The 26,813-nt window shown below is 61.3% G+C and carries 25 protein-coding genes; 5 read left to right on the top strand and 20 right to left on the bottom strand.

The genetic code is table 11. The features are described 5' to 3' along the window. Positions 1-7: 7 nt before the first annotated feature. From B5477_RS03485 to B5477_RS03460, 6 genes are all read right to left on the bottom strand, one after another. The gene (locus B5477_RS03485; RefSeq protein WP_117507920.1) at positions 8-2,383 is read right to left on the bottom strand and encodes a glycogen/starch/alpha-glucan phosphorylase; all 2,376 of its coding nucleotides are present in this window, start codon (positions 2,381-2,383) and stop codon (positions 8-10) included. Between the two features lie 42 nt (positions 2,384-2,425). Further along, positions 2,426-3,898, bottom strand: a complete 1,473-nt coding sequence (malQ, locus tag B5477_RS03480; RefSeq protein WP_079698410.1) for a 4-alpha-glucanotransferase — start codon at positions 3,896-3,898, stop codon at positions 2,426-2,428. Between the two features lie 295 nt (positions 3,899-4,193). After that, positions 4,194-5,522 (bottom strand): ATP-dependent Clp protease ATP-binding subunit ClpX, encoded by a 1,329-nt coding sequence (gene clpX / locus B5477_RS03475; RefSeq protein WP_079698409.1) that lies wholly within the window; start codon positions 5,520-5,522, stop codon positions 4,194-4,196. 111 nt (positions 5,523-5,633) lie between these two features. After that, positions 5,634-6,218 carry an ATP-dependent Clp endopeptidase proteolytic subunit ClpP gene (gene clpP / locus B5477_RS03470; protein WP_079698408.1) on the bottom strand — a complete coding sequence of 195 codons (585 nt, stop codon included), beginning with the start codon at positions 6,216-6,218 and terminating at the stop codon, positions 5,634-5,636. A gap of 99 nt (positions 6,219-6,317) precedes the next feature. Beyond that, positions 6,318-7,724: a trigger factor gene (tig, locus tag B5477_RS03465; protein WP_079698407.1), complete on the bottom strand. Its 1,407-nt coding sequence runs from the start codon at positions 7,722-7,724 to the stop codon at positions 6,318-6,320. Between the two features lie 184 nt (positions 7,725-7,908). Next, a complete protein-coding gene (locus tag B5477_RS03460) occupies positions 7,909-8,607 on the bottom strand; it encodes a metallophosphoesterase (protein WP_079698475.1) in 699 nt (232 codons plus the stop codon). A gap of 177 nt (positions 8,608-8,784) precedes the next feature. Between B5477_RS03460 and B5477_RS14795 the strand changes: the two genes are divergently transcribed. After that, a complete protein-coding gene (locus B5477_RS14795) occupies positions 8,785-8,949 on the top strand; it encodes a DUF1540 domain-containing protein (RefSeq protein ID WP_117507923.1) in 165 nt (54 codons plus the stop codon). A 148-nt stretch (positions 8,950-9,097) separates the two neighbouring features. Here B5477_RS14795 and thrC read toward each other — a convergent pair whose 3' ends face one another. The 11 genes from thrC to B5477_RS03400 form a co-directional block, all read right to left on the bottom strand. Then, the gene (gene thrC, locus B5477_RS03450) at positions 9,098-10,591 is read right to left on the bottom strand and encodes a threonine synthase (protein WP_079698474.1); all 1,494 of its coding nucleotides are present in this window, start codon (positions 10,589-10,591) and stop codon (positions 9,098-9,100) included. Between the two features lie 39 nt (positions 10,592-10,630). Next, positions 10,631-11,569: a dipeptidase gene (locus B5477_RS03445; RefSeq protein ID WP_079698405.1), complete on the bottom strand. Its 939-nt coding sequence runs from the start codon at positions 11,567-11,569 to the stop codon at positions 10,631-10,633. A 14-nt stretch (positions 11,570-11,583) separates the two neighbouring features. Next, on the bottom strand, positions 11,584-11,988 hold the full coding sequence (locus B5477_RS03440) for a YraN family protein (protein ID WP_079698404.1): 405 nt from the start codon (positions 11,986-11,988) through the stop codon (positions 11,584-11,586). A gap of 3 nt (positions 11,989-11,991) precedes the next feature. Continuing rightward, positions 11,992-12,633 carry a ribonuclease HII gene (locus B5477_RS03435; protein WP_079698403.1) on the bottom strand — a complete coding sequence of 214 codons (642 nt, stop codon included), beginning with the start codon at positions 12,631-12,633 and terminating at the stop codon, positions 11,992-11,994. A gap of 18 nt (positions 12,634-12,651) precedes the next feature. Further along, positions 12,652-13,521, bottom strand: coding sequence for a ribosome biogenesis GTPase YlqF (gene ylqF / locus B5477_RS03430; RefSeq protein ID WP_079698402.1), 870 nt, complete (start codon positions 13,519-13,521; stop codon positions 12,652-12,654). 42 nt (positions 13,522-13,563) lie between these two features. Then, positions 13,564-14,148 carry a signal peptidase I gene (gene lepB / locus B5477_RS03425; protein ID WP_117507924.1) on the bottom strand — a complete coding sequence of 195 codons (585 nt, stop codon included), beginning with the start codon at positions 14,146-14,148 and terminating at the stop codon, positions 13,564-13,566. 212 nt (positions 14,149-14,360) lie between these two features. After that, positions 14,361-14,705, bottom strand: a complete 345-nt coding sequence (gene rplS, locus B5477_RS03420) for a 50S ribosomal protein L19 (protein ID WP_079698400.1) — start codon at positions 14,703-14,705, stop codon at positions 14,361-14,363. Positions 14,706-15,002: 297 nt separating this feature from the next. Further along, on the bottom strand, positions 15,003-15,659 hold the full coding sequence (locus B5477_RS03415) for a TIGR03936 family radical SAM-associated protein (RefSeq protein WP_159448912.1): 657 nt from the start codon (positions 15,657-15,659) through the stop codon (positions 15,003-15,005). After that, positions 15,656-17,488 (bottom strand): TIGR03960 family B12-binding radical SAM protein, encoded by a 1,833-nt coding sequence (locus tag B5477_RS03410; RefSeq protein ID WP_242942109.1) that lies wholly within the window; start codon positions 17,486-17,488, stop codon positions 15,656-15,658. Before B5477_RS03410 ends, B5477_RS03415 begins: the two co-directional genes overlap by 4 nt. A gap of 116 nt (positions 17,489-17,604) precedes the next feature. Beyond that, positions 17,605-18,180, bottom strand: coding sequence for a zinc metalloprotease (locus tag B5477_RS03405; RefSeq protein WP_079698399.1), 576 nt, complete (start codon positions 18,178-18,180; stop codon positions 17,605-17,607). Between the two features lies 1 nt (position 18,181). Continuing rightward, positions 18,182-19,033: a M23 family metallopeptidase gene (locus B5477_RS03400; RefSeq protein WP_159448911.1), complete on the bottom strand. Its 852-nt coding sequence runs from the start codon at positions 19,031-19,033 to the stop codon at positions 18,182-18,184. A 614-nt stretch (positions 19,034-19,647) separates the two neighbouring features. Here B5477_RS03400 and potA point away from each other — a divergent pair. Genes potA through B5477_RS03380 form a run of 4 tightly spaced genes read left to right on the top strand, consistent with a single transcriptional unit; the run spans position 19,648 to position 23,545 of the window. After that, positions 19,648-20,691, top strand: a complete 1,044-nt coding sequence (gene potA / locus B5477_RS03395; protein ID WP_079698397.1) for a spermidine/putrescine ABC transporter ATP-binding protein — start codon at positions 19,648-19,650, stop codon at positions 20,689-20,691. A gap of 3 nt (positions 20,692-20,694) precedes the next feature. Next, complete coding sequence (locus B5477_RS03390; protein WP_079698396.1) at positions 20,695-21,513, top strand: ABC transporter permease; 819 nt, start codon at positions 20,695-20,697, stop codon at positions 21,511-21,513. Beyond that, on the top strand, positions 21,510-22,328 hold the full coding sequence (locus B5477_RS03385; RefSeq protein ID WP_079698395.1) for an ABC transporter permease: 819 nt from the start codon (positions 21,510-21,512) through the stop codon (positions 22,326-22,328). Before B5477_RS03390 ends, B5477_RS03385 begins: the two co-directional genes overlap by 4 nt. Further along, entirely contained in the window at positions 22,325-23,545 is a 1,221-nt protein-coding gene (locus B5477_RS03380; RefSeq protein ID WP_079698394.1) for an ABC transporter substrate-binding protein, read from the top strand. The genes B5477_RS03385 and B5477_RS03380 overlap by 4 nt, the downstream gene beginning before the upstream one ends. A 179-nt stretch (positions 23,546-23,724) precedes the next feature. Here the strand turns inward: B5477_RS03380 and B5477_RS03375 are convergent, their stop codons facing one another. The 3 genes from B5477_RS03375 to ftsE are packed head-to-tail and all read right to left on the bottom strand — an operon-like array spanning position 23,725 to position 26,645. Next, positions 23,725-25,035 carry a murein hydrolase activator EnvC family protein gene (locus tag B5477_RS03375; RefSeq protein WP_079698393.1) on the bottom strand — a complete coding sequence of 437 codons (1,311 nt, stop codon included), beginning with the start codon at positions 25,033-25,035 and terminating at the stop codon, positions 23,725-23,727. Positions 25,036-25,071: 36 nt separating this feature from the next. Next, positions 25,072-25,968: a permease-like cell division protein FtsX gene (gene ftsX, locus B5477_RS03370; RefSeq protein WP_079698392.1), complete on the bottom strand. Its 897-nt coding sequence runs from the start codon at positions 25,966-25,968 to the stop codon at positions 25,072-25,074. Continuing rightward, positions 25,968-26,645, bottom strand: a complete 678-nt coding sequence (gene ftsE / locus B5477_RS03365; RefSeq protein ID WP_079698471.1) for a cell division ATP-binding protein FtsE — start codon at positions 26,643-26,645, stop codon at positions 25,968-25,970. The genes ftsX and ftsE overlap by 1 nt, the downstream gene beginning before the upstream one ends. Between the last annotated feature and the right edge of the window lie 168 nt (positions 26,646-26,813).

Here is a 26,813-nt window from a genome sequence, read left to right as displayed (position 1 = left end):
CTCTTTCTTACTTGACCGGTTCGATCTTCCAAATATCCCTGGCGTATTCGCGGATGGTCCGGTCCGACGAAAAGCGCCCGGCGTTGCAGAGATTATACCAGCAGCGGCGGCTAAAGGCCAGCCTGTCGCGGTAGTCGCGGTTGGCCGCCAGCTTCTTTTCCTGATAGTCCAAAAAGTCGCGCAGCAAGAAGTAGTTGTCCGCCCGGTGCCAGCTGGCCCCCTCCAGAATCGAGCGGTGCAGCTCGGCGAACTCCCCGTTCCCGCTGTCCGAAAAGGTGCCGTCGATCAGGGTGTCCAGCACCCGCCGAATGCGCGGCTGCTCCTCGTAGATGCGCTTGGGGTCGTAGCTGTCCCGGATCTCGTCGAGCTGCTCGACCCGCGCGCCGAAGATATAGTTGTTTTCCTCCCCCGCGGCCTTTACGATCTCGACGTTCGCCCCGTCGTAGGTGCCGAGGGTCACCGCGCCGTTTAACATGAACTTCATGTTCCCGGTGCCGCTGGCCTCGGTCCCGGCGGTGGATATCTGCTCGGATACGTCGGCGGCCGGGATCAGGCGCTCGGCATAGGAGACGTTGTAGTTTTGCACGAAAACGACCTTCAGCTTCCCGTCCATCTCGGGGTCGCCGTCGATCATTTTGGCGATCTCGCAGATAAAGTGGATGATCGCCTTGGCGCGCACATAGCCGGGCGCCGCCTTGGCGCCGAAAATAAAGGCGGTGGGGGTGAAGTCCTGAATCCGCCCTTCCTTAAGGCCATAGTAGATGTCCAGGATGGACAGGGCGTTTAAGAGCTGCCGCTTATATTCGTGCAGGCGCTTGACCTGGATGTCGAAAAGGAAGTTTTCGTCCAGGCGTATCCCCTCCTGCCACTCGATGAAGCCTGCCAGCTGGCGCTTCTTCTCCCGCTTGATGTCCACGAACTCGCGCATCACGCCCTCGTCCTGCGCATAGCGCTCCAGCTCTTTCAGCCGCTCAAGGTCACGCACCCACGCCTCGTCCCCGAGCAGCCGGGTGATCAGCGCGGAAAGCTCGGGATTGCACAGCCGCAGCCAGCGCCGCTGGGTGATCCCGTTGGTCTTGTTCTGGAAGCGCTCGGGGAAAAGTTTGTACCAGTCGTGGAGCACCGTCTCTTTGAGGATTTCGGTGTGGAGCTGTGCCACCCCGTTGACGGTATGCCCGACGTAGACGGCCAAATTGGCCATCTGCACATAGCCGCCGCGGATGATCCGGTAGCGCGCCGCCGCCATCGGGGAGAGCCCCCGCCCCGCCAGGTCGCGGGCGCGGTGCTCGTCGATCATCTCGATGACGGCGAGCACCTGCGGGCAGGTTTCCCGCAAAAGGGAGCACTCCCAGCTCTCCATCGCCTCGGGCATGACGGTGTGGTTGGTGTAGGAAAAGGTCTCCTGCGCCACCGCAAGGGCGGAGAGGAAGTCGAGCGAGCGCTCCATCAGCAGCCGGATAAGCTCGGGGATGGCGATGACCGGATGAGTGTCGTTGAGCTGCAAGGCATACCACTTGCCGAAGTCATGATAATTCTCCCCGTGCGCGCGGACGTAATCGCGCAGCATGCTCTGCAGCGAGGCGCTGCAGAAGAAGTACTGCTGCCCCAGGCGCAGCAGCTTGCCCTCGCGGGTGCTGTCGTTGGGATAGAGCACCCGGGAAATGTCCTCCGCTTTATTTTTGCAGCGCACCGCCTCGTCGTAGTGCTGGTCGTTAAAGAGGGTGAAGTCGAACTCCTCCACCGGTTCGGCCTGCCACAGGCGCAGCGTGCCCACATTGTCGGTGCCCCAGCCCAGGATGGGCATATCGTAGGGCACGGCGTTGACCACCTGGTCCCCCAGCGTCACCTGCACCGTATCCTGCTGTCTTCTCACGCTCCACGGGTCGCCGAAGCGGGTCCAGTCGTCGGCGGCCTCCTTCTGGTACCCGTCCACGAGCCGCTGGCGGAAGAGCCCGTAGCGGTAGCGGATCCCGTACCCGTCCAGCGGCAGGTCCAGCGTGGCGGCGCTGTCCAGGAAGCAGGCCGCCAGCCGCCCGAGGCCGCCGTTGCCCAGGGCCGCGTCCTCGATCTCCTCGAAAGCCCCGATATCCGCGCCCGCCTGCGCGAGCAGCCCGGCCACCTCGTCGAGGACTCCCAGGCAGAGCAGGTTGTTATAGACCGCCCGGCCGACCAAAAATTCGGCCGACAGATATCCGGCCCGGCGGACCTGATCCCGTTTTTGCAGGCTCGCCCGCCAGTCGGAATAGAGCTGCTCCATCACCGCCTCGCCCAGCGCCTCGTGCAGCTGCCAAGGCGCCGCCTCCTCGATCTCGCAGCGGTATTCCCGGTGCAGGTTCTGCCGCAGCGCCTGCAAAAAGCCTTCCTGATCAAAATGATCCAGCATTATAATATCCATTCCTTTCGTGGGGATTTGTTGTTGCCGAAACTATCTTCCGTAAAGCCGCGTCATCGCCCGGATTTCCCGTGCCAGGGCGGCGCTGAGCTCCCCTTTTTGCAGCCGCCAGCACCAGTTCCCCCCCAGGGTGGAGGGGATGTTGATCCGCCCTTCGCTGCCGGTCCCCAGCCAGTCCTGCATCTGGGTCACGCAGAGGTTGGCGCTCGAAGCGATCCCCGCGCGGATGAAGCCGCGCGTATAGCCCTCCCGGTGGTCCAAGTGCAGGTATCTCTTACAAAAGCGCACCTGCTCCGTCGGGGAGGTCTCAAACCAGCCGCGCACCGTGTCGTTGTCGTGGGTGCCGGTGTAGACCACGCAGTTTTTCTCGAAGTTGTGGGGCAGGTAGTCGCTGTCCCCCTTCGGATCGAACGCGAACTGAAGCACCTTCATGCCAGGATAGCCGCTTTGGCGCAGCAGCTCGCGCACCGCCTCGGTGAGCAGCCCCAGGTCCTCGGCGATGATCGCCTGCTCGCCCAGGCTCTGGCGGATCGCCTCGAAGAGGGCGATCCCCGGCCCCTTGTGCCAGATGCCGTGCTCGGCCGTCCCGTCGGCGGCGGGGATGGCGTAGTAGCTCTCGAAGCCGCGGAAGTGATCGATCCGCACCACGTCGTGAACCGAGCAGACGGCGCGCACCCGCTCGATCCACCAGCCATAGCCCTGCGCTCCCAGCGCCTCCCAGTCATAGAGCGGGTTGCCCCAGAGCTGGCCGGTCTTTGAGAAAGCGTCGGGCGGGCAGCCCGCCACCTCCACCGGGGTGAGATCCCGGTGGAGCGAGAAGAGCTGCGGATTCGCCCAGACGTCGGCGCTGTCCAGCGCCACATAGATCGGGATGTCCCCGATGATCTTAATCCCCCTGCGGTTGGCATAGCCCTTGAGCGCGCGCCACTGGCGAAAGAAAAGGTACTGCAGGTAGGTCCAGAACTCGACCTCCCCTTGCAGCTCCCGGCGCCAATACTCGAGCGCCGCGGGCTCGCGGGAGCGGATGTCCGCCTCCCACTCCTGCACCGGCACCTGGTCGAAGCGGTACTTGAGCGCCATGAAGAGCGCGTAGTCGGGCAGCCAGTGCGCGTTCTCCTGCTCGAAGGCGGCCACCTGCTCCCGCTCGCGCAGAAATCCCCGCTCGTAGGCCTTACGGAGCAGTCCGAACCGCCCGTCGAAGAGCGCCTTGTAATCCACCCGCCCGGGGTCGCTCCCAAAGTCGCAGGCCGCGCACTCCTCTCTTGTGAGCAGCCCGTCGCGCACCAGCAGCTCGAGGTCGATGAAATACGGGTTCCCCGCAAAGGTGGAGAAGGACTGATAGGGCGAGTCGCCGTAGCTCGTCGGCCCCAGGGGCAGGATCTGCCAATATTTTTGCCCGGCCGCCGAAAGAAAATCCACAAACCGGTGCGCTTCCTTCCCCAGCGTGCCGATCCCATACGGCGAGGGGAGCGAAAAGATGGGGAGCAGAATCCCGCTCGCTCTCATAAAAATCATCCCTTTTGCCGCTTCGCGCCGGCAAATATTTTAAGGAAAACGCCCGTCTCACCATGCGAAGCAAAGGTTGGCAAGACGCCATGCGAACGTTTTCATCCTATTATAGCCTTCCCGCTTCCCCTTGACAAGATTTCCGGGCGTTTCCGGGAATTGATGCAAAATATTTTACAGATAATGGTAAATTAACAGGCGCAGCCAAAGTGGCCGCGCCTGTCATAAAAATTGTCACGTAGAATAAAAGGGGATCAGGAGCAAGTGCCGTTTTGTAGAAATGACACGCACCCCGTCAGCTGGCGCTCTCCTTCTCCTCGAGCTTCTCCTTGCTGACCGTCAGCTTGTTCGAGCGGATGATCGTCTCGCTCTTGACCACCTTGGGCTTGCCGGTGCCGAGCACCGCCTCGGGGGTGATGGTGATCTGGGAAATGGTCGGATCGCTGGGGGCGTTAAACATAATTTCGCCCAGCACGCCCTCCATGATCCCACGCAGCCCTCTGGCGCCCGTCTTGCGCTGGATGGCGGCCTTGGCGACCTCGCGCAGGGCCTTCTCCTGGAATTTGAGCTCGATCCCGTCGAGCTTGAGGAGCTTTTTATACTGCTTGACCATCGCGTTCTTGGGCTTGGTGAGGATCTTGACCAGCGCCTCCTCGTCCAGGTCCTCGAGCGTGGCGATGACCGGCATGCGCCCGACCAGCTCGGGGATCAGCCCGTATTTGACCAGGTCCGCCGGAACCACCTGGCGCACCAGCTCGTCGCGCTCCCTGGAGCGGCTGTCCACCACCGTGCCGCCGAAGCCCAGCGACTTCTGGGCGACCCGGCGCTCGATGTTCTTTTCAATCCCGTCGAAGGCGCCGCCGCAGATGAAAAGGATGTTGGTGGTGTCGATCTGGATGAATTCCTGCTGCGGATGCTTGCGCCCGCCGGTGGGCGGGACGTTGGCGACGGTCCCCTCCAGGATTTTGAGCAGCGCCTGCTGCACCCCTTCGCCGCTGACGTCGCGGGTGATCGAAGCGTTCTCGCTCTTGCGGGAAATCTTATCGATCTCGTCGACGTAGATGATCCCGCGCTGGGCGCGCTCCACGTCGTAATCGGCGGCCTGGATCAGGCGCAGCAGGATGTTTTCCACATCCTCGCCCACATACCCCGCCTCGGTGAGGGTGGTCGCGTCGGCGATGGCGAAGGGCACGTTGAGGGTGCGCGCCAGCGTCTGGGCGAGCATGGTCTTGCCCACGCCCGTCGGCCCGAGCAGCAGCACGTTGCTCTTGCCCAGCTCCACGTCGTCCTGGCCGCCCAGGAAAATCCGCTTATAGTGGTTGTAGACCGCCACCGACAGGGCCACCTTGGCCCGATCCTGCCCGATGACGTATTCGTCGAGCGCCGCCTTGATCTCGGCGGGCTTTTGGATGACGATCTCCTCGGGCTCCTGGGCCTTTTCGTCTTCGCGCGCGCGCGCGTCGGCGTAGTCGTCGTCCTCCTCGAGGATCCCCAGGCACAGCTCGACGCACTCGTTGCAGATGAAGACCCCCGGCCCCGCGATCATCCGCGCGACCTCGGCCTGCGTCTTCCCGCAGAAGGAGCAGCGCATCATCCTCTGCCCGGTCTTGTCGTTGTTCGGCATCGTGTTTCCTCCAATTAAAACAGGGTTGCGGGGAAGCTGATTTTCCCCAGACAAACGAGGAACAGGAAGCGCCCTTGCGGCCGCTTCCTGCAGGTACTCGTTTTTGATTCGTCAGGCACGCTTGACCATGACCTTGTCGATCAGGCCGTACGTTACGGCCTCCTCGGCGGTCATGAAATTATCCCGCTCGGTGTCCCGCTCGATGACCTCGAGCGGCTGTCCGGTCGCGTCGGAAAGCATCTGATTGAGCTTGCGGCGCATGTTGATCAGCCTCTCAGCGTGGATCTTGACGTCGCTCGCCTGCCCCTGGAAGCCGCCCATGGGCTGGTGAATCATGATCTCGCTGTTGGGCAGCGCAAACCGCTTGCCCTTGGCCCCGGCCGTCAGCAGGAAGGAGCCCATCGAGGCGGCCATGCCGATACAGGTGGTGGACACGTCGCACTTGACGTAGTTCATCGTATCGTAGATCGCCATGCCGGCCGTGACCGACCCGCCCGGGCTGTTGATGTACAGGTTGATGTCCTTATCCGGGTCCTGGCCCTCCAGGTACAGCAGCTGCGCCACCACAATGCTGGCGCTCGCATCGTTGACCTCTTCGCAGAGCATCACGATCCGGTCGTTGAGAAGTCTGGAAAAAATGTCGTATGACCTTTCGCCGCGGTTGGTCTGTTCAATGACCATCGGCACTAAGCTCATAACAATACACCCCTAATCCTTAAAATAATTGTTGCCGCCGATTGCCTTCCCGGAAAGCGCTTCCCTCAAACAAATACACGTTACGCTTAACGTGTGGCGTTACGCATTCTCCTCGTCCGCCTTCTTGGCGGTCTTCTTACGGGTGGTCTTCTTGGGCGCCTCGCCCTCGTCGTCCTTGGAAGCCTTCTTCGCCGCCTTCTTCTGGGGCTTTTCATCGGCCGCCTCGGCCTCTTCCACCGGGATCGCGCTGTCGCGGATGAGGTCGATGGCCTTGGTCACCGCCACGTCGTGGATGATGTCTTTTTCACCGATCATCTTTTTGATCTCGTCGGCTTCCTTCTTGTACTGCTCGGCGAGCTTCTGATACTCCGCCTCGATCTCCTCGGCATTCGGCTCGATCTTCTCGAGCTCGGCGATCTTTTCGAGCGCCAGCGAAATCTTTACCCGGCGCAGGGCGCCGTCGCGGAAGGACTCGCGGAAGGTCTCGCTCGTCTGGCCCATATACTGCAGGTACATCTCCATCGGGATGCCCTGGCTCTTGAGGCGGTACTCGTACTCGCGCATCATGTCGTCCATCCTGGCGGCGACCATCTCGTCGGGGATTTCACCCTCGAGCTGCTCGACCACCTGGTCGATGACCTTGTCCTCGAACTCCTCCTGCGCGCGCTCGTCGGCCGCCTTCTGCAGCTTCTCCTTGGTGTCCTTTTTCAGCTCTTCGAGGGTATCGAACTCGCTGACGTCCTTGGCGAACTCGTCGTCGAGCTGGGGCAGCTGCTCTTCCTTGATCTCATGCAGCTTCACCTTGAAGGTGGCGTCCTTGCCCTTTAGATCATCCTGGTACTCCTCGGGGAAGGTCACATTCACGTCGAACTCCTCGTTCACACTGTGCCCGGCGACCTGGTCCTCGAAGCCGGGGATGAACTGCCCGCTGCCGAGCTTGAGGCTGTAGTTTTCGCCCTTGCCGCCCTCGAAGGCGACGCCGTCGACAAAGCCCTCGAAGTCGATCACCACGGTGTCGCCCTCTTTGGCGGCGCGGTCCTCGACCGTGAGGATGCGCGCGCCCCGCTTGCGCTGACGCTCGAGCTCGTCGGCAACCTCGTCGTCGCTGACAGTCTTGACGGCTTTCGGCGCTTTTATGCCCTTGTAGCCGCTGATTTTCACTTCCGGCTTGTTGATGACAACAGCCTTGAAGGTGAACCCATCCTTATCCACCGCGGTGATTTCAATCTCGGGGTAGGCCACCGGCTCGAGCTTCGCCGCCTCGACGGCGTCCTCATACGCCTTGGGGTACAGCTCGTTGACCGCATCCTCATAGAACATCCCCTCGCCGAACATCTTCATGACGATCGAACGGGGCGCCTTGCCGCGGCGGAAGCCCGGCACATTGAGCTTGGGCGCGCGCTTCTTGAAGGCACGGTCCACGGCGGGGGCAAACTCCTCGGCGCCGACCTTGACCTCGAGCTCATATTTGTTGGTCTCGATTTTTTTTGACGAAGTAAGTTCCATTACCTCTTTCCTCCTGTGTATACCATTTATAATCTGTACAAGATTATTTTTTACTATCCCCAAAAGGTCTTTTTTCGCCAAGGCGCAAACAGACCCGGAACTATCTTATCTAGTTTAGCATATCCCCGCGCCGTTTGCCAGCCTTTTTTTCTAAAAATTCAGAAAACATGCAGGGTTTTGCAGGCTATTTGCCGCTTAGCGGGACCAGATGGGGGCAAAAGCGCAGATAATCCGCCGAGATCAGCTTGAACGTGATCCCCAGGTGCTCCCCTTCCAGCGCCCAGGCGCAGCCGGCGGAGTGGATGTGCCCATAGTAGCACCGGCGCACTTCATAGCGGCGCAGCACGTCGAGGATTTCGGCGCTGGTTTCGTTGCCGTAGAGGGGCGGATAGTGCAAAAAGGCCACCCGCTCGCCTTGGTCCCCTTCGGCCGATTTTAGCGAGAGCTCGAGCCGGGTCGCCTCGCGGGCCGTAATCTTGCGGTCGTGCTCCTGCCCGTTTTCAAAAATCCATCCGCGCGAGCCGCACAGCCACAGCCCCTCGACGAGGCTGGCGCTGTTGTGCAAAAAGGAAAGCGAGCGAATCCCGTTTTCCTCAAAAAAGGCCTCCATCTTTGCCCTGGTGGTCCACCAATAGTCGTGGTTGCCCTTGAGCAGCAGCTTCTTCCCCGGCAGCGCGTCGATGAACTGAAAATCGCGCAGCGCCTGCTGCAGGCTCATTCCCCAAGAAATGTCCCCCGCCAGCACCACGGTGTCCTCTTCCCGCACGGTGTTTTTCCAGTTTTCCTCAATGCGGGCGACGTAATTTTCCCAGCCGGGAAAGATGTCCATCGCCTTGTCGGCGCCCAGGGAAAGATGCAGGTCCCCAATCGTGTATATCGCCATAAAGCCCCCTGTAAAACCCGGGAAACGCGGCGCATATCCGGCGCCCCCGGTACAAATACTAAACAATGCGGCTCCTGCCGCCAGATAACGGATATGTCCCCTTTGCGTCCCTATCCAGCCGCGGCTGAGTATGGACGCGGACATCTTTCTAGGCAAAAAGGAAAAGGAGTGTTTTTGATGGAACAGCGTCCCCAGAACTACCTGCCGGGAATCAAGTGCGAAGTGAAGAACTGCAAGTATAACGATGCGCATTGCTGCACCGCCGAGGAGATCCGCGTCGCCCCGCAGCACGCCTGCTGCGCCGCGGACACCGCCTGCGCCACCTTCAAGCCGGCCGAGTAGCCTTTTTACCTCTCACCCAAAACCCGCACCCGGCCCTGGATGCCGGCGTGCGCCGCTTGACCGGCACGGTCGAGCCGCATTCCCGGCGCAATGCGCCGGGAATGCCCGCTTTCTGGGTGCATAGCACCCAGAAAGCGTGTACATAAAATTAAATGCCGAGCGTTTCACAGACAAAGCCGGCCATGCCGCCGCGCTCACAGGAGCGCGAAAAACGCACCGTCTTCCCGCGCAGCGCCGCGATCGGCTGCGGCACGGCAACGCCGGTATGGCGGCAGAGCGCGTCGGCCGGGGCGAAGAGGTCCTCCCCCTCTGCCTCGAGCCCCAGCGCCCCGCAGACGCTGTCCGCGAACTTATAGGCCGAGGCGGTGGAGACAATCAGCGTCTTGCGCTCGTCCGGGATGCTGCGGCGGTACTGCTCACAGACGTCGAAGGCCACCGCCGTGTGGGTGTCAATCAGGTAGCAGTACTGCTCGAAAACCGAGCGGATGGTCGCCTTGGTTTTCTCATCACTGCAGCAGCCGGCGAAAAATTCGTCCTGCATGCGCGCCTTCATTTGCGGCGGCACCGTATAGCGCCCCTCGCTTTGCAGCGCGGCCATCAGCGCGCGCACCTGCTCCCCGTCCCGCCCGCCGAGCTCGAAAAGGAGCCGCTCGAGGTTGGAGGAGATCAGAATATCCATCGAGGGGGACAGGGTGGCGAAGAAGTCGCGGTTGCGGTCGTACACGCCGCTAGCGAAGAAGTCGGTCAGCACGTTGTTGCGGTTGGACGCGCAGATCAGCTTCCCGATCGGCACCCCCATGCGCTTGGCGTAGTAGGCCGCCAGGATATTCCCGAAGTTCCCGGTGGGCACCGCCACGTTGATCTCGTCCCCCAGGGCGATCTCCTCGTTTTGCACCAGGTCGCAGTAGGCGCTGACGTAGTAGACGATCTGCGGCAGCAGGCGGCCCCAGTTGATCGAGTTGGCGCTCGAGAAGCGCTTCCCCGCGCGTTCCAGCCGCTGCGCGAGAGAGGGGTCGGTGAAGATTTCCTTCACCCCGCTCTGGCAGTCGTCGAAATTGCCCCGCACCGCGCAGACGCCGACGTTCTCCCCCTCCTGGGTGCGCATCTGCAGCTTCTGGATCTCGCTGACCCCGTCCTCGGGATAGAAGACCAGGATCCTGGTGCCGGGCACGTCGCGAAAGCCCTCGAGCGCGGCCTTCCCGGTGTCCCCCGAGGTCGCCACCAGGATGACCACCTCGCCCTCCTGCCGGTTCTTTTTCGCCGACACGCTCAGCAGCCGGGGCAGAATCTGCAGCGCCATATCCTTGAAGGCGCAGGTCGGCCCGTGCCAGAGCTCGAGCACATAGGTGCTGTCATCCAGTTTGGAGATCGGCGCGGGCAGGTCGTTTTCAAAACGTCCGCCGGTATAGGCGCCGCTGACGCAGTCGAAAATTTCTTCTCCGCTGAAATCCCCGAGGAATTTGCCGAGCACCAGCCTTGCGCGCGCGCAGTAGTCCAGCGCGCAGCAGCGGGAAAGCTCCTCGTCGCTGAGCGTGGGGACCGTTTCGGGCACGAACAGCCCTCCCTCGGCGGACAGCCCCTGCAGGATCGCGCCGCTGGCGGTACGCACCGCCTTCTTGTCGCGCGTACTGATGTAGTTCATCATCATCATTCCTTTCCCGGGAGTGTTGCATCTAACGAATCAAAGCTCGCCCGCAAGCAGGCGCTCGAAATAGCCGTAGGCGTTCCAGTAAAAAATCTTGTCCGCCAGCTCCCGCCCAAAGCCATTGTCCAGCAGGGCCTGGTAGAAATTTTTGAGCTTGCGCGGCCGGTCGATGATCTCCTCGATGTCCGCCCCGTCGTAGTCGCTGCCCAGCGCGAGCACATTCTCCCCGCCGAGCTGCAGCAGATGGTCCAGGTGGGCGAGCATCTGATCGAACGTCGCCCCCTCGCCGCCATCGGCGATAAACTGGTTATAGAAGTTGAGCCCCACCACCCCGCCGCGCTCGGCGATCCGGCAGAACTGATCGTCGGTCAGGTTGCGCGGGTGGGAACAAACGGCCCGGGAATTCGAGTGCGAAGCGAAAACCGGCTTTTCGGTTGCCGCCAACACGTCGTAAAAGCTCTCATCGTTGAGGTGGGAGACATCCACCGCGATCCCGAGGCGCTCCATCTCATGGACGGCCTCTTTGCCGAAGTCGGTCAGCCGCCCGTCGTCCATCACCCCGCCGGCGAGCTCGTTGTTGCCGTTCCAGGTCAGGGTCACCGAGCGAACCCCGGCGTTATACACCTGCTCAACCATCCCGAGCTCCCCGCCGTAGACGCAGCCGCCCTCGACGGCCAGGATGGAGGACATCCCGCGGCGGTCCCGCGCCTTCTGCAGCGCAGCAAGGTCGGGCACGTCGTAAAGGCGCGGCCCGAGGTGCTCGAGCTGGCGGCGGTAATAGGCGTGGTGGGTGCCAAAGAAGGATTGCGCGCGCTCCCCGCGCACCTCGTCCGGAATAAATACCGCGTAGAGCTGGACGTAGCTGTCGAAGCCGTCCGCGTCCCCGAGTCTCAGCTGGCAGTTTTCGTTATCCAGATCCCACCCCTTTTTCTTGCAGACGGTCAGGGTGTCGCAGTGCATGTCGAATACCCGCATGAAGCACTCTCCTTTTAAAACAGCGTGATGTCGTCCATGGTATAGGCGTTGGGATAATAGTGGAAGCCGCAGACCGAGAAATGCGCGCCCTCCATGAGGATCACCTCGGCGATGTCGAAGCGGGGCTGCAGCCCGCCGACGTCATATTCCTCCAGGAACTGCTGGGCGCCGAAGATGATCCGCTTGCGCTTTTGGTTGTTGACCGTGCTGACCGGTTCGACGAGGTAGCCCGCCGTGCGGGTGCGCACCTCGACAAAGGCGAGATAACCGTCCTTCTCGGCGATCAGGTCGATCTCGCCGAAGCTGTTGTGCCAGTTGCGCTCCACGATCCGGTAGCCGTCGTCCTCCAGAAAGCGCAGGGTGTATTCCTCGCCCAGCCGGCCGCGTTCCCGCCTATATCCCCGTGGTCTGTTTGCCACCTGTCATCCCTTCTTTTCACCCTCGAAAAATTTCTTTAGAAAGCTCATCCGGTGGATCGGGGCGGGCCCGAACTGGCGCAGGCGCTCATAGTGCGCCTTGGTCGGATAGCCCTTATGACGCTGCAGCTCATACTGCGGGTACTCCTGCGCCAGCCGCAGCATATACCGGTCCCGGCTGACCTTGGCCAAGATCGAGGCCGCCGCGATGCTGGCGCTGCGCTGGTCCCCCTTGACGATGGTCAAAGTATGCTCGCAGGGCAGCTGCGGGTCCTGGTTGCCGTCCACCAGCACCAGGTCGGGCGCAACGCCGAGCCCCTCCACCGCCCGGCGCATGGCCAGGAAGGTGGCTTGCAGAATGTTGTATTTGTCGATCTCCCGCTCGTCGGCGCTGGCGACACAGTAGGCGGCCGCCTGCGCGCAGATAATATCGTAGAGCTCGTCGCGTTTCTTTTCGCTGAGCTTCTTCGAGTCGTTGAGCCCTTCTATTTCCAGACCTTTGGGCAGGATGACCGCCGCGGCGTAGACCGGCCCGGCCAGCGGGCCGCGCCCGGCCTCGTCCACCCCGCACACCGCCAGAAAGCCGGTGCGGTAGGCCTCCCGCTCATATTGGTAGAGATCAAACTCGGGCTTGGTACTGCTTGCCATAGCGTCCTCCTCCCCGCGTCACGGCCGCTCGAGGGATACTTTCCCCATCACGCCGCCGCGGAATTCGTCGAGCAGCATGATCGCCGCGCGCTCGGTGTTGACCACCCCGCCCGGCATGAGCATGCCGCGCTTGCGGCCCACCGCCTCGAGCAGGGTATAGCCGTCCGCCCCCTCCAAGGAACCGGGCTCGAGCTTGTAGCGCTCGCAGAGCTGCTGCGGATAGTCCCTTGCGAGCAGCTCGAGCAGCCGCACGGCCAGCAGCTCGATATCCAGCACGTCGTCCTTGATCGAGCCGACAAAGGCCAGGTGCTCGGCCACCGCCTGGTCCTCGAATTTCGGCCAGAGCACGCCGGGCATATCCAGCAGCTCCATCCCGTTTTGCAAGCTGACCCACTGCTTGCCCCGCGTCACGCCCGGGCGGTCCTCCACCTTGGCGCGCCGGGTGCCGCAGAGGCGGTTGATCAGCGAGCTCTTGCCCACGTTCGGGATCCCCACGATCATCATCCGGATCGGGGAGCCCTGCATCCCCTTTTTGCGCCGGCGCTCGGTCAGCTCGCGCAGCGTCTCCTCCACCGCGCCGGTGAACTGCGAAAGCCCCTTTCCGCTGCGGCAGTCGGTCGGGATCGCCACGATCCCCTTATTTTTGAAATAGGCGCACCACTCCGCCGTCACCCGCTCATCGGCGCTGTCCGCCTTGTTGAGCAGCACCAGGTGGGGCTTGTTGCCGATGATCGCATGCAGCTCGGGGTTCCGGCTCGCGCGCGGGATGCGCGCGTCGATGAGCTCGACCACCACGTCCACCAGGCGAAGGCTGTCCTTCATCAGGCGGCGGGTCTTGGCCATATGCCCCGGGAACCACTGGATCGAGGGTATCTGCGACTGTGCCATAATATAAGCCATCCTTATCCTAAAATGAGTATGTGGGCGCGATCAGACTCCCGCGAAGGTCCCGCCCGCCGAATGGCCGATCGGGCCGATGTTATCCACCGGCAGCAAACGGAAGATGGTCTTCCCCATGATGTAGCGCGTGTCGATCAGGCCGATGTGCGCATCCCGGCTGTCCGAGGACTCGTTGCGGTTGTCCCCCATGGCGAACACCTCGCCCTCGGGCACGGTCAGCGGATAGTCGAGGCCCTGCGGGGGCTGGTAATGGGTGAGGTCGTTGATATAGTCCTCTTTGAGCTCGGTCCCGTTGACGGTGACCTTGCCCCTGTCAAAGTCGATGTCCACCGTGTCCCCGCCGGTGGCGATCACCCGCTTGATCAGCGGGGAGGAAATCTCGTTGGGCTTGGTGATCACCACGATGTCGCCCTTTTGGGGTTCGTAGAACATGTGGGTGGAAACCAGGAAGTCGCCGTCGGTCAAGGTCGGGAACATCGACCAGCCGTCCACGCGCACCATGCGGAAAACGAAGGTGCAAAGCAGTACCACCGTCACCGCGGCAAAGATGAGCATCTCCAGGTATTCAAAAATCGCGAGGCTCGTTCCCCCCGCAACGTCTTCTTTGTTCTGCATGCTGATAACCATTCCTTTCCCGAGGACCGACGCCTCGGCAATCCTCTTGAAGTGACAGAAAATCCATTTTACTATTATAAACCGTTTGGGCCAAATTGTACAGTTCCCCGCCGGTAAAATCTTCTGTTTCCTGAGGGGGACGCACATCCGGGCGCCCGGCCCATACAAAAACAAAAAGGGCCCGAATGGACCCTTTCTGGCTGCTGTTATAATTAGCGGATCTGCTCCTTGACCTTGGCGGCCTTGCCGACGCGGTCCCGCAGGTAGTACAGCTTGCTTCTGCGCACCTTGCCGTGGCGGATGACCTGGATGGAATCCACGTTGGGGGAGTGAAGCGGGAAAACCCTCTCCACGCCGCAGCCATGGGCCACGCGGCGCACGGTGAAGGTCTCGCTGATGCCGCCGTGCTGGCGGGCGATAACGGTCCCCTCGAAGGCCTGCAGTCTCTCGCGCTCGCCTTCCTTGATCTTTACCTGGACCCGGACGGTGTCACCGACGTGAAACTCCGGTACCTCGTTCTTTAAGCTGTCCTGTGCAATCAGTTTCAAAGCATCCATTCTTAATGCTCCTCCTTATTATTCAGACATTCATACTCACACTACACGGTGGCCGCACCCTTCGGCGGCGGGCGACTTACACGGTCTTATCAGAACCGCCGGCCCCTTGCACAAGGCCGTCTGCGCCGGTGACAGAGGACTGTCCGCTTTAATGTCATTGCCGGTATCGGCAAGGCACTAAACCCCTTTACGCAGAAAAACTGCGCAACGGAATCTCACATGCCTAACTATAATAACACACTTTTCAAAGCCGCGCAAGGTATTTTTTGGAGTTTCCCCAAAAATTTCTGGTTTCTCTCAGCAAAATTCCCGCCCGCCGGCCAGTACCTGTACGCGCAGGTAGGATACCCCCTCGGGCTCGTAGCCGTACCGCGCGCAGAACAGGTTTATGGGCAGGGTGGGATTGATGTTGAGCGTACTGCCGCTGGTGCAGCGCAGCCGCAGCGCGAGGATATCCTCCCCCTGCGGGGCGCAGCGCAGAAGCTCCACGTTCGGGCGCAGGTCCACCGTGGCGACCCCGCGCTTGGTCTTTTTTTCCACCATCAGCGTGGGCTCGGCCATCAGCGCCTCGAGCTGTTCCTTCGCCTTTTTGGCGCCGCCGGGGACCTCTGCCGTGATCTCATAGATACAGTCGGTGATCTCCTTAACATCCATCTCCGGGGGCGCGGCCTTAAAGACCGTGAGGCCGGGGGGCATCTGAGCGTCCAGCCGCGCGACGACCTCCTCCATCGGGAGCTCCTCGGTCAGGCGGATGTCCATGATTTCGTAGTCGCTCTCAAACCCCAGTGAAAGGGGCAGCGCGAAGGTGAGGTACATGTGCGGGTTAAAGCCCTGGGTATACCAGACCGGCAGCCCCGAGCGCTTGAGCGCGCGCTGCATGAGCCGGTTCATATCGAGGTGGGAGATATACTTGATCCTGCCCCGCTTCTTATAAAATATCCGGATGTCGATCAAAAGCAGCTCCCCCCTATCAGCTTGTTCGCCCCGCAGCCCGCGCACTGCGCGCGGCAGTTGGGCGTCGGGGTCCCGGCGTGGGCCAGCTCGTTTTGCCGCTGCAAGAATTCTCTGGTGACCCCGTAGTCGAGATGGTCCCAGGGCATGAGCTCGTCAAAGCCCCTCTGGCGGTTGGCATAGAAGGCCTCGCTGAGGCCCGCGCGGGCCATCGCCTCATGCCACGCCCCCACCCCGAAGCGGTCCTCCCAGCTCTCGAGGTAGTGCCCCTGGCGGTAGACGTCCACCAACACGGGGGCCAGCCTGCGGTCCCCTCTGGCCAGGATCCCCTCGACGTGGCTGACGTCGCTGTTGTGCCACTTGAGGGTGATCTTGCGGGTCTTGATCTGCTCGCGCAGGAAGCGCTGCTTCGCGATCAGCTGCTCGGTGGTGTCCTGCGGCTCATATTGAAAGGGGGTAAAGGGCTTGGGCACAAAGCTCGAAACGCTCACCGTCACATTGACCGCCTTGCCCTTGGGCTTGGTGGGCAGGGAGTAGTAAAGATCCACGATCCGCTGGCTCAGGTCGATGATCCCCCCCAGGTCCTCCTCGGTCTCGGTCGGCAGGCCGATCATGAAATAGAGCTTGACCGAGGTATAGCCCCCCTCGAAGGCGGTGCGGCAGGAGGAGAAAATCTCCTCCTCGTCGATGTTCTTGTTGATCACGTCCCGCATGCGCTGGGTGCCCGCCTCGGGGGCGAAGGTCAGCCCGCTCTTGCGCACCCGGTCGATCTTCTCAAGCAGCCCGGGCGAAAAGGTGTCGATCCGCAGCGAGGGCAGCGAGAGGTTGATTTTCTGGCGCTCGGTCCAGTCGAGCATGCTGTCGAGCAGCGGCTCGATCTCGCCAAGATCGCTCGTCGAGAGCGAGGTCAGGCTGATCTCCTCAAACCCGGTCGAGGAGGTCAGCGCCTTTGCATCCCCATCGAGGGTCGCGGCCGTCTTTTCCCTAAACGGACGGTAGATGAACCCCGCCTGGCAGAAGCGGCAGCCCCGGATACACCCGCGCAGCACCTCGAGCATGGCCCGGTCATGCACCGTGCTGATGAAGGGGACGATGAACTCCTTTGGATAGAAGACCTTGTCCACGTCCCGGATGATCCGTTTGGTGACCGTCGCCGGCGCGCCCTCGCGCGGGGTGACGGCGCGCACGGTGCCGTCGCCGTGATATTCCACGTCGTAGAGGGAGGGCACGTAGACCCCCGGTATCTGCGAAGCCCTTCGCAGATACTCCCGCCTCTCCTGCACCTCGCGGTAGAGCGCGCACAGCTCGAGATTGACCTCCTCCCCTTCCCCGAGGATGATCAGATCGAAAAAGTCGGCGACCGGCTCGGGGTTGCACGCGCACGGCCCGCCCGCGATCACGATGGGATGGCGCTCGTCCCGCTCACGGGCGTAGAGCGGGATGCCGCCAAGATCGAGCATCGCCAGGATGGTGGTGTAGCTCATTTCATATTGCAGCGTAAAGGCCACGAAATCGAAGCCCAGCAGCGGGTCCCGGCTCTCGAGCGCGAAAAGGGGGATGTCCAGCCCCTTCATCTGCTCGACCATGTCGGTGTCCGGCATGAAGGCGCGTTCGCACCAGATATCCGGCTGCGCGTTATAGAGGCTGTAGAGGATTTTCATCCCCAGGTGGGACATCCCGACCTCATACAGGTCGGGGAAGCAGAAGGCGATCCGCATGGCCACCTGCGCGGGGTCCTTGATGACGCTGTGCAGCTCGCTGCCGATATAGCGTGCGGGCTTTTGCACCCGGCGCAGCGCGCGCTCGATTTTCTTCTCCAAAGCTTCGTTCAAAACGATACCTCATTTTCCAAGGCCGGCAGAGGCCTTTTACTTCCATAGTTTCTAATTATACAATATTGGTCGGCGCCGCGCAAGAGCCCGTCCGCCCCGGAGCCGTAGCAAGGCGTTCAGAGCGCCTCTTCCCCGCCCTTCAGCAGCACCGCCAGCAGATAGAGCGCGCAGGCGAGCAGGGTCCAGTTGTGATAGGCCCACACGAGCCAAATCGCCCCGGCGAAGGCGGCGCCGAGGCAGAGCAAAGAAACAAGCGAACAGGCGGCCTTCGCCGCGCGCGAGCGGCCAAGGGCCCTGGCGGCGTTCCCGCCGTCGAGCGGGGGGATGGGGATGAGGTTATAAGCGCCGATCACCAGGTTGTAGACGCCGAAAATGATCATCGGGTCATAGAGGTAGAGGATTCCCCCTATCAGCAGGTTGCAAACCGGCGCGCTCAGATACACCGCCGCGCGCCGCGCACGGCTGAGCGTATACAAGTCGCACGAGAGGCGCACGCCGTAAAGATGCAGCTCGCACCCGCAAACCTTCGCCCCGCAAAGGCGCAGCACCAGCAGATGCACCCCCTCATGCAGCAGGATGGTGCCAAAGAGGGGCAGCACGATGAAGCTGCGGTCCAGCAGCACAAAGAGGGTGAGCGCCCAGAGGAACCAGAAGGAGACCTTCACCCGGGTGTTCCCGACATAGAACTCCATTTCAGCCCACCGAGGCGCTGCGGTAGGGCAGCAGCTGGACCATCGGGTCGTAGCACAGGTTGTCCTGCCGCACCTCAAAGTGCAGGTGGGGCCCGGTCACGTTCCCGGTCTGCCCCACCAGCGCCAGGCGCTCCCCCTGGCGCACCCGCTCCCCCGGCTGCGCGATGATCTCGGAGCAATGGGAATAGGTAGTCATCAGCCCGTTTGCGTGGGAGAGGTGGACGAAATTGCCGTAGCTCTCGCTGTAGCCGGTATCCTCCACCACCCCCGGGAGAGAGGCCAGGATGGGAGTCCCCTCGGCGGCGGCGATGTCGAGCCCGGTGTGGAAGTCCACGCCCTCCCCGGTCGGGTTTTCCCGCCAGCCGAAACCGGAGGTCACCCGCCCCGCGACGGGGGGCTTCGGCTGGGCTGAGAGGAGGAGCGGGGAGAAGCTCACGCTGCGCGGGCGCTGGTAGGCCCCGTCCCCTCCCTGCAGGACGCCGGGGAAGGAGCCGCCCCGCGCGCCGCTCTCGCGCGGCAGCAGCAGCCCGGCCGGGCCCAGCGACAGGAAGCTGACCGCACCGAAGGAGGAGAGGTCGAACTCAAAATTGCCCGAAAAGATGTCCTCCAGCGTTTTGTAGTCCAGCACGGTGGAAACCGACTCGCTTTTTCCCCCCAGCAGCAGGTCCCCCAGGCGCCGGATGTCCTCGAACACCTTCAGCCCGAAGTGCTTGCAGAGGAACACCGCGCCCAGCAGCAGGAGCACCATAATGATCTGGAAGGTGAGAAAGTTTGCCTGCCGCTCGGCTTTGGAGGCGCCCTCCCCCTCCCGCCGCGCGCGCTGGTAGTGCTGGTATCTCGATCTTGCCGCCATATTTTTTGCCGCCCCTTTCATCTGCCTTTGCATTCACCCTAATCTTATGCGCCGGCGGGTGCAAACATGACAGTCTGTCCGGTTTCGTCCCTTCGCATCTCCCCCGAGGAAAATGAAGAATGGCGGAGCTATTCCGTGATCCTTGCATGATTTATAGATTCCCGGCGGGAAAACCACGGGAATCATGGATAAATCATCAAAAACAGCGGGTTTTTCGGAAAATTTATTGACAAACAGCATTTTTCTGCTATAGTGATATACGTTGCCTTCGCCCGTTTGGGCGGGCAATACACATGTCCGGGTACGCCGCCTAACAACGGCCCCGCACTTTTGCGGGGAACGATTAGAAAATCGCCGAGCTGGGAAGTCTCTTTAAGGAGAGTGCTGCAAAGCTTCCCCGGCGACCACCTTTTGCGGGAAGCGGTGTCAAGAGGGCGTGTGGGTTGGCAAGTCCGGGAGGGATTTCCTTTCCGGGGAAGCGGCAAAAAAGCGGGCGACCGCGAGCCGCTTCTAAAAGTTTATCCGTTTTAAAAAACGGATCAAATGAGATGCGCGAAAGGCTTCGTCAGGGCCGGCGCATTGCTGACTAAAAACCGCAAAGGGGGACTACCAACATGAACGATGTCCTGATCGACATCAAAAACGCTGTCGTGGAATTTGACGGGGAGCGGGTTTTAAACGGCCTGAACCTTCAGATCCATGACAAGGAATTTGTCACATTTCTGGGGCCGTCCGGCTGTGGGAAAACCACGACGCTGCGGATCATCGGTGGATTCATCGAGCCTCTGGAGGGTGACATTTTTTTTGACGGCAAGCGGATCAACGCCCTGCCGCCCTACAAGCGCGCGGTGAACACCGTGTTCCAGCGCTACGCGCTCTTCCCGCATCTGAACGTGTACGAGAACATCGCCTTCGGGCTGCGGCTGAAAAAGCTGCCGGACAGGGAGATCGCCTCGCGCGTTGGCGAGATGCTCGAAATGGTCAACCTGCGCGGGTTTGAAAAGCGCGGCGTGGGCCAGCTCTCGGGTGGGCAGCAGCAGCGCGTGGCGATCGCGAGGGCCTTGGTCAACTACCCGCGGGTCCTGCTGCTCGACGAGCCGCTGGGTGCATTGGACCTCAAGCTGCGCAAGGAGATGCAGGGCGAGCTCAAACGGATCCAGCAGGCGATGGAGATCACCTTCATCTACGTCACCCACGACCAGGAAGAGGCGCTGACCATGTCGGACCGGGTGGTGGTGATGAAGGACGGCGAAATCCAGCAGATCGGCACGCCGCAGGACATCTACAACGAACCGGTCAACGCCTTTGTGGCCGACTTCATCGGCGAGAGCAACATCATCGACGGGATCATGATCCACGACTTTTTGGTGGAGTTTTGCGGGGTCAAATTCGAGTGCGTGGACAAGGGCTTCGGCGAGATGCAGCGCGTCGACGTGGTGGTGCGCCCCGAGGACGTCAAGGTGGTTTCCCCCGAGGAGGGTCAGCTCTCCGGCGTGGTCGAGTCCATCCTCTTCAAGGGGGTGCACTACGAGATCACGGTGGGCGCGCACGGCTTTCGCTGGATCATCCACTCCACCCTCCCGCAGGAGGTGGGCAGCTTCGTCGGGCTGCGGGTGATCCCCGAGGACATCCAGATCATGCACAAGATGGAGGAATGAGCGATGAGCAAAGCGAAATACGCCGCCCTCCCCTACCTTGTCTGGATGGTGGTCTTTACCATCATACCCATGCTGCTGATCCTGGTTTTCGCATTCACCACCCCCGACGGCGGCTTTACCATTAAAAACATATCGGACGTCGGCAAGTACACCGACGTCATTATGAAATCCATCTGGCTGGCGGCCATCGCCACCGCGGTCTGCCTTCTGCTCGGCTACCCGCTGGCCTATATCCTTTCGCGCCAGAGCGCGCGCTCCCAGCAGATCGGCCTCATGCTCATCATGCTGCCAATGTGGATGAGCTTCCTGCTGCGCACCTTCGCCTGGATGACCCTGCTGGAAAAGACCGGGGTGATCAACCGGGTGCTCGGGATGATCGGCCTTGGGCCCTTCGAGCTGATCAACACCTCGGGCGCGGTGGTCCTGGGGATGGTTTACAACTACCTCCCCTTCATGATCCTGCCGCTGCACTCGATCATGGTCAAGATCGACCATTCGGTCATCGAGGCGGCCCAGGACCTGGGCGCGGGCTCGATGAAGGTCTTTTCCAAGGTGGTCCTCCCCCTGTCCATGCCGGGGATCTCCAGCGGGATCACCATGGTCTTCGTCCCGGCGGTGAGCACCTTCATCATCTCGAAGATGCTCGGCGGCGGCAGCAATCTGATGATTGGCGATTTGATCGACATGCAGTTTTTGGGCAATGCCTACAACCCGCATCTGGGCAGCGCCATCTCGCTGGTGCTCATGGTGATCGTCCTGCTGTGCATGAGCGTGATGAACCAGTTCGACGACTCCGAGGAAATGGAGGGGATGCTCATATGAAACGGCATAAGGGTCTTTCCCGCCTCTACACCGGGGCGATCATGGTCTTTTTGTACCTGCCCATCCTGGTGCTGATCGTCTTCTCCTTCAACCGCAACAAGTCGCGCGGCGCCTGGACCGGCTTCACCTTTGACTGGTATCTAAAGCTCTTCCACAACGACGCCATCCTCTCCGCCTTCGGCAACACCCTGATCGTGGCGGTGGTCTCCTCGGTCTTCGCCACCCTGATCGGCACGGCGGCGGCCATCGGCATCTACAGCATGAACAAGTGGATGGGCCGCGCGGTGCGCACCCTGACCTATATCCCGATCATGAGCCCCGAGATCATCATGGGCGTCTCGCTGATGATGCTCTTCGTCCTCATGCGCACCAAGATGGGCGTGCCCATCCAGATGGGGCTCTTAACCCTCATCCTCTCGCACATCACCTTCAACATCCCCTTCGTCATCTTCAACGTCCTGCCCAAGCTGCGCCAGATGGACAAAAACACCTACGACGCGGCGCTCGACCTCGGCTGCAACCCCTTCCAGGCCTTCTACAAGGTGGTCATCCCCGAGATCATGCCCGGGATTATGGCGGGCTTCCTCATGGCGGTGACCTATTCGCTGGACGACTTCGTCATCAGCTACTTCACCTCGGGCCCCACCTCGCAGACGCTGCCCATCGCCATCTGGGGCCAGCTGCGCCGCCGGGTCAGCCCCGAGATGAACGCCCTGTCCACCATCATCTTCGTGGTGGTGCTCTTAGCGCTGCTGCTGGGGAACCTCTCCTCCATCCAAAAAGAACGCCGGGAGAGAAAGGCGGTGCGCATATGAAAAGGAAAAAACTGCTGTGCGCCCTCGCCGCCTGCCTGCTGGCGCTAATCCCGTTTAACGCCTTCGCGGCCGGGGAGGACGGGGAGTACGACATGGCGTACTACGGGCAGTTTGCGGGGCAGAACGCCTCGATCAACGTCTTCAACTGGGGCGAGTACATCTCGGACGGCAGCGACGGGGCGCTGGACGTGAACAAGGCCTTCGAGGAGCTGACCGGGATCAAGGTCAACTACTCCACCTTCGCCACCAACGAGGAGCTCTACTCCAAGCTCAAGGGCGGCGGCGCGCAGTACGACGTCATCATCCCCTCCGACTACATGATCGCGCGGATGATCGCCGAGGATATGCTCGAGGAGCTGGATTTTGAAAGTATCCCGGCGTTTGAGAACATCGACGAGCAGTACCGCAACCCCGAATATGACCCCGAGAACCGCTACAGCGTCCCCTACACCTGGGGGACGGTGGGGATCATCTACAACATCGGTACGGTCGAGGAGCCGGTGGACAGCTGGTCCATCCTCTGGGATGAACAGTACCGCGGGGACATCCTGATGTTCTCAAACTCCCGTGACGCCTTCGGCCTGACCCAGAAGCTGCTGGGCTACTCGCTGAACACCGAGAACCACGACGAGTTGCGCGCGGCCTGCGAGAAGCTCAAGGATCAAAAACCGCTGGTGCAGGCCTACGTCATGGACGAGATCTTCGACAAGATGCTCTCCGGCGAGGCGGCCATCGCCCCCTACTATGCCGGGGACTACCTCATCATGGCCGAGGACAACGAGGATCTGCGCTTCTCGATCCCCAAGGAGGGGACCAACCTCTTTGTGGACGCGGTGTGCATCCCGAAAGGGGCCGCCCACAAGGCCGCGGCCGAGCTGTACATCAACTTCCTGTGCGAGCCCCGGGTCGCGGCGGACAACATCGAGTACATCGGCTACTCCACGCCGAACAAAGCGGCCTTCGAGCTGCTCGACGAGGAGGTGCAAAACGACCCGGTCTGCTATCCCCCGCCCGAGGTGCTGGAAAATACCGAGCCCTTCCTCGCCCTCTCGCCCGAGACCAGCCTGCTGCTCGACAGCCTCTGGACCGAGGTGCTCTCGACCGACAAGGGCTACAACAAATGGATCATGCCGGTCTTCGTCGTGGTGGCCGTCGGTTTTTCGATCGGGATCAACCTCGCCAGGCGGTACCGCAAAAAGAAGGATTCCCCCTATTGATGAAAGCGAGACTGAAAAAGCCCCCGGCCGTATGGCCGGGGGCTGACTGTTATAGTTTACAATTGAAATGCCGGGAAACCCTCAGGCACCGACGGGGCCATGCCCTTCCGGAGCGATGGGTTACAGACAAAGCATGGGAGGCGCCCATCGGGAAACTTAGAAACCAGGCCGCCTTTTTGCTATCCCTTTAAGAATCCCATCGGGTCCTGGTGCTTGCCGTTGATGCGCACCTCGAAGTGCAGATGCGGGCCGGTGGACCAGCCGGTCGAACCGACCTTGCCGATCTCGGTCGCCCCGCGGGTCACATGGTCGCCCTCGCTGACGCTGATGCTGGTCATATGGGCGTAGAGGGTGGAGTAGCCGCCGCCGTGGTCCACGATGACGTGCCGCCCGTAACCGACGCCGTCGGTGTAGGAGTTCTGCACGAAGGCCACCGTACCGTCGTTCGAGGCGCGGATGCTCTGTCCATAGACGCCGGGGCCGCTGATGTCGATACCGGTGTGGAAGTTGGAGTTGTTGAAGCGCCACCCGTAGTAGGAGGTGATGGTGGTGAAGCCGGGCAGCGGCCAGCCGAACTCGCCGCCGACGAACTCGGTGGAGGTGTCGATCTGGGCATAGATCTTATCAAGCTCGGCCTGCACCAGCTTCTCCTGCGCGTCGAACTCGGCCTTGCGCGCCAGATACTGCTGCTCGAGCAGGGCGATGTCCTCGATCTGGCTCTGGGTCTCGGCGAGGTTCACCTCCAGCTCCTTCTTTTTGTCCGCCATCTGTTCCTTGTCTTCCTCAACCATCTGCTTGCTCTCGTCCAGGTCCGCCTTGGCCTGCTCCAGGTCGGCGCGGTCCTTCTTGAGAGTGTCGATCAGCTCCTGGTCGTGGTCCGAGATGGACTTGACCATCTGGGTGCGCATGAGGAAGTCGGTGAAGTCGCTCGCGCCCAGCACCATGGCCAGGGTGGAGGACTGGTTCTGCATATACATCGCGCGCATGCGCTGCTTATAGGTTTCATAGTTCTTGTCGATGTCCGACTGCTTCTCTTCGATCTCTTCCAGCTTGTCGTCGATCTGCTCCTCGAGCAGGGCGATACGCTCCTCGAGCAGGGCGATCTGCTCCTTGGTCATCTGGATTTGCTTCTCCCAGTGGGTCTTCTCGACCAGCTTTTTTTCCTTCTCGCTCTTGGCGCCGGCGAGCTGGTCCTGCAGCGCCTTCTGCTGGGTCTGCAAATCCTTGAGCTTGCTGTTGAGGTCGCTCAGCTCGTCCTTGAAGTCGTCCTCGGTCGGATGGCTGGACTGTGACGAACTGGATTCTTCTTCCTCGTCCTCATCATCGTCCCACCAGTCCGAGTCGTCCTCGTCCTCATCGCTTTCGTCGGAATATTCATCCGGATGGGGCTCGGCTTTCCCGATGCTCGCATGGGCGGGAGAAACGGTAAACGAGCCGAGGCAGAGAATCGCGCTGAGCAGCATGGCGAGCAGGGTCTTACGATTTTTCACCGGTGGTCCTCCTTCTTTTGTTCCATCGACGCGGACTTACACCCGCAGGTACTTGCGAACGAAAATCATACTGCCCCCCACGCCGATAAGCACTCCGCCCGCGGCGAAGGCGCCGTACATCATCAGGGCTATGCTCTCAAAGGGGATGATCTGGTCCTTAAACATCATGAACAGCGCGGACTGGTTGCCGTCCATCCAGGTGACCAGGTACTCGTACCCGCCCCAGAGGATGAAGAAGGCAAGGGAGGCCGCCAGCAGCCCCAGGACCATACCCTCCACAAAGAAGGGGAGCTTGATGAACGTGTCGGTCGCGCCGACAAACTTCATGATGTTGATCTCCTTGCGGCGGTTAAAAACGGTGATCTTGATGGTGTTGGCGATGATGATCAGCGCGACGATCGCCAGGATCAGCACGATGCTCGATCCCCCGATGTAGACCGCCTGCTTGACCGACACGATGGTCGAGGCGATGTCGGTCGGGGCGTTGACCTCGATGACCCCCTCGAGCCCCTGGAGCTTCGTCACCGTTTCGCTCAGCCGGGACAGGTCGTCCACGCTCAGGCGAAAGGCGTTGGGAAAGGGGTTGTCCCCCTCCTCGAACCCGAGGCCCTCCTCGCTCTTCTCGTTAAACTCCTCCAGCGTCTGCTCCCTGGAGATAAACTGGATGTCGCGGATGTTGTCCATGGAATGAAGGTCGAGGTCGAGGTTTTGCAGCTCGTCCTCGTCGAGATTGTCGTCCGCGAAGACCACCACCTCGTTTTGATCCTCCACATAGCCGACGATGCTGTTGACGTTCAAGGAGAGCATGCCCGCCGAGCCGATGAGCAGCATACAGGCCATCAGCACGCCGATCGATGCGAACGACATCAGACGGTTCTTGAAGACGCTGCGCACGCCGACCTTGATCAAATATCCAAAACTGCTCCCTCTCATCAGAAACCTCCCAATGCGGCGGTGTCCGAGAGGACCCGGCCTTGTTCGATGGTGATCACCCGGCGCTGGAACTGCTGCACGAGGTCGTGCTCGTGCGTGACCATGACGACGGTGGTGCCCACCTTGTTGATTTCATTGAGCAGGTCGACGATCTCGAACGAGAGCTCCGGGTCGATGTTGCCGGTGGGCTCGTCCGCGATGATGAGCTGGGGGTTGTTGACCAGCGCGCGCGCGAGCGCAACGCGCTGCTGCTCGCCGCCCGAGAGCTGCTCGGGCATGGACTTGGCCTTGTGCACCAGTCCGACGAGGCTGAGTATGTAAGGCACCCTGCGCTTGATGTCGCGGTTGGCGACATTGGTCACCCGCAGGGCGAAAGCGACGTTTTCATAGACGTTCATGGTCGGGATCAGCCTAAAGTCCTGGAAGACCACCCCGAGCGAACGCCGAAAGTACGGGATCTGCCGGCGGCGCATCTTGTTGAGGTTATAGCCGTTGACCTCGACCAGGCCGCTGCTGGGGACCTCCTCACGCAGGAGCATCTTGATCAGCGTGCTCTTGCCCGCGCCCGAGGCGCCGACGATGAAGACGAACTCGCCCTTTTCGATCCGCAGCGTGATCCCGTTGAGCGCATGGGTACCGCTGGGATACACCTTTTTCACATCGGTAAAGTTAATCATGATAAACCAATAAACCACCATTCCTGAGGGTGCCGCCCCTCATTCCCCAAATTTCTCTGTCTCTCGTTTTCGGTCGGTTTTGATTTGTCCCCCGCCGGGGACGGCCGCTTCTGCCCTGTGCCGGGCAAAACGCACACCCGCCCTTTTTGCTGCAAAATGGAAAGGGCA

It is taken from the genome of Provencibacterium massiliense, from assembly GCF_900169495.1.
Classification (GTDB): Bacteria; Bacillota; Clostridia; order Oscillospirales; family Ruminococcaceae; genus Harryflintia; species Harryflintia acetispora.
Note: the sequence above shows the minus strand (reverse complement) of the source record. Positions and strands in the feature narration are given on the sequence as shown.

Excerpts from the sequence above, each read along its gene's own strand:
- rplS (WP_079698400.1), bottom strand. The coding sequence starts at position 14,705 with ATGGATGCTTTGAAACTGATTGCACAGGACAGCTTAAAGAACGAGGTA.
- B5477_RS03380 (WP_079698394.1), top strand. The coding sequence starts at position 22,325 with ATGAAAAGGAAAAAACTGCTGTGCGCCCTCGCCGCCTGCCTGCTGGCG.
- B5477_RS03485 (WP_117507920.1), bottom strand. The coding sequence starts at position 2,383 with ATGCTGGATCATTTTGATCAGGAAGGCTTTTTGCAGGCGCTGCGGCAG.
- B5477_RS03390 (WP_079698396.1), top strand. The coding sequence starts at position 20,695 with ATGAGCAAAGCGAAATACGCCGCCCTCCCCTACCTTGTCTGGATGGTG.
- B5477_RS03385 (WP_079698395.1), top strand. The coding sequence starts at position 21,510 with ATGAAACGGCATAAGGGTCTTTCCCGCCTCTACACCGGGGCGATCATG.
- ylqF (WP_079698402.1), bottom strand. The coding sequence starts at position 13,521 with ATGGCACAGTCGCAGATACCCTCGATCCAGTGGTTCCCGGGGCATATG.
- B5477_RS03435 (WP_079698403.1), bottom strand. The coding sequence starts at position 12,633 with ATGGCAAGCAGTACCAAGCCCGAGTTTGATCTCTACCAATATGAGCGG.
- B5477_RS03400 (WP_159448911.1), bottom strand. The coding sequence starts at position 19,033 with ATGGCGGCAAGATCGAGATACCAGCACTACCAGCGCGCGCGGCGGGAG.
- malQ (WP_079698410.1), bottom strand. The coding sequence starts at position 3,898 with ATGAGAGCGAGCGGGATTCTGCTCCCCATCTTTTCGCTCCCCTCGCCG.
- tig (WP_079698407.1), bottom strand. The coding sequence starts at position 7,724 with ATGGAACTTACTTCGTCAAAAAAAATCGAGACCAACAAATATGAGCTC.
- potA (WP_079698397.1), top strand. The coding sequence starts at position 19,648 with ATGAACGATGTCCTGATCGACATCAAAAACGCTGTCGTGGAATTTGAC.
- thrC (WP_079698474.1), bottom strand. The coding sequence starts at position 10,591 with ATGAACTACATCAGTACGCGCGACAAGAAGGCGGTGCGTACCGCCAGC.
- B5477_RS03405 (WP_079698399.1), bottom strand. The coding sequence starts at position 18,180 with ATGGAGTTCTATGTCGGGAACACCCGGGTGAAGGTCTCCTTCTGGTTC.
- clpX (WP_079698409.1), bottom strand. The coding sequence starts at position 5,522 with ATGCCGAACAACGACAAGACCGGGCAGAGGATGATGCGCTGCTCCTTC.
- lepB (WP_117507924.1), bottom strand. The coding sequence starts at position 14,148 with ATGCAGAACAAAGAAGACGTTGCGGGGGGAACGAGCCTCGCGATTTTT.
- clpP (WP_079698408.1), bottom strand. The coding sequence starts at position 6,218 with ATGAGCTTAGTGCCGATGGTCATTGAACAGACCAACCGCGGCGAAAGG.
- B5477_RS03460 (WP_079698475.1), bottom strand. The coding sequence starts at position 8,607 with ATGGCGATATACACGATTGGGGACCTGCATCTTTCCCTGGGCGCCGAC.
- B5477_RS14795 (WP_117507923.1), top strand. The coding sequence starts at position 8,785 with ATGGAACAGCGTCCCCAGAACTACCTGCCGGGAATCAAGTGCGAAGTG.
- ftsE (WP_079698471.1), bottom strand. The coding sequence starts at position 26,645 with ATGATTAACTTTACCGATGTGAAAAAGGTGTATCCCAGCGGTACCCAT.
- B5477_RS03445 (WP_079698405.1), bottom strand. The coding sequence starts at position 11,569 with ATGCGGGTATTCGACATGCACTGCGACACCCTGACCGTCTGCAAGAAA.
- ftsX (WP_079698392.1), bottom strand. The coding sequence starts at position 25,968 with ATGAGAGGGAGCAGTTTTGGATATTTGATCAAGGTCGGCGTGCGCAGC.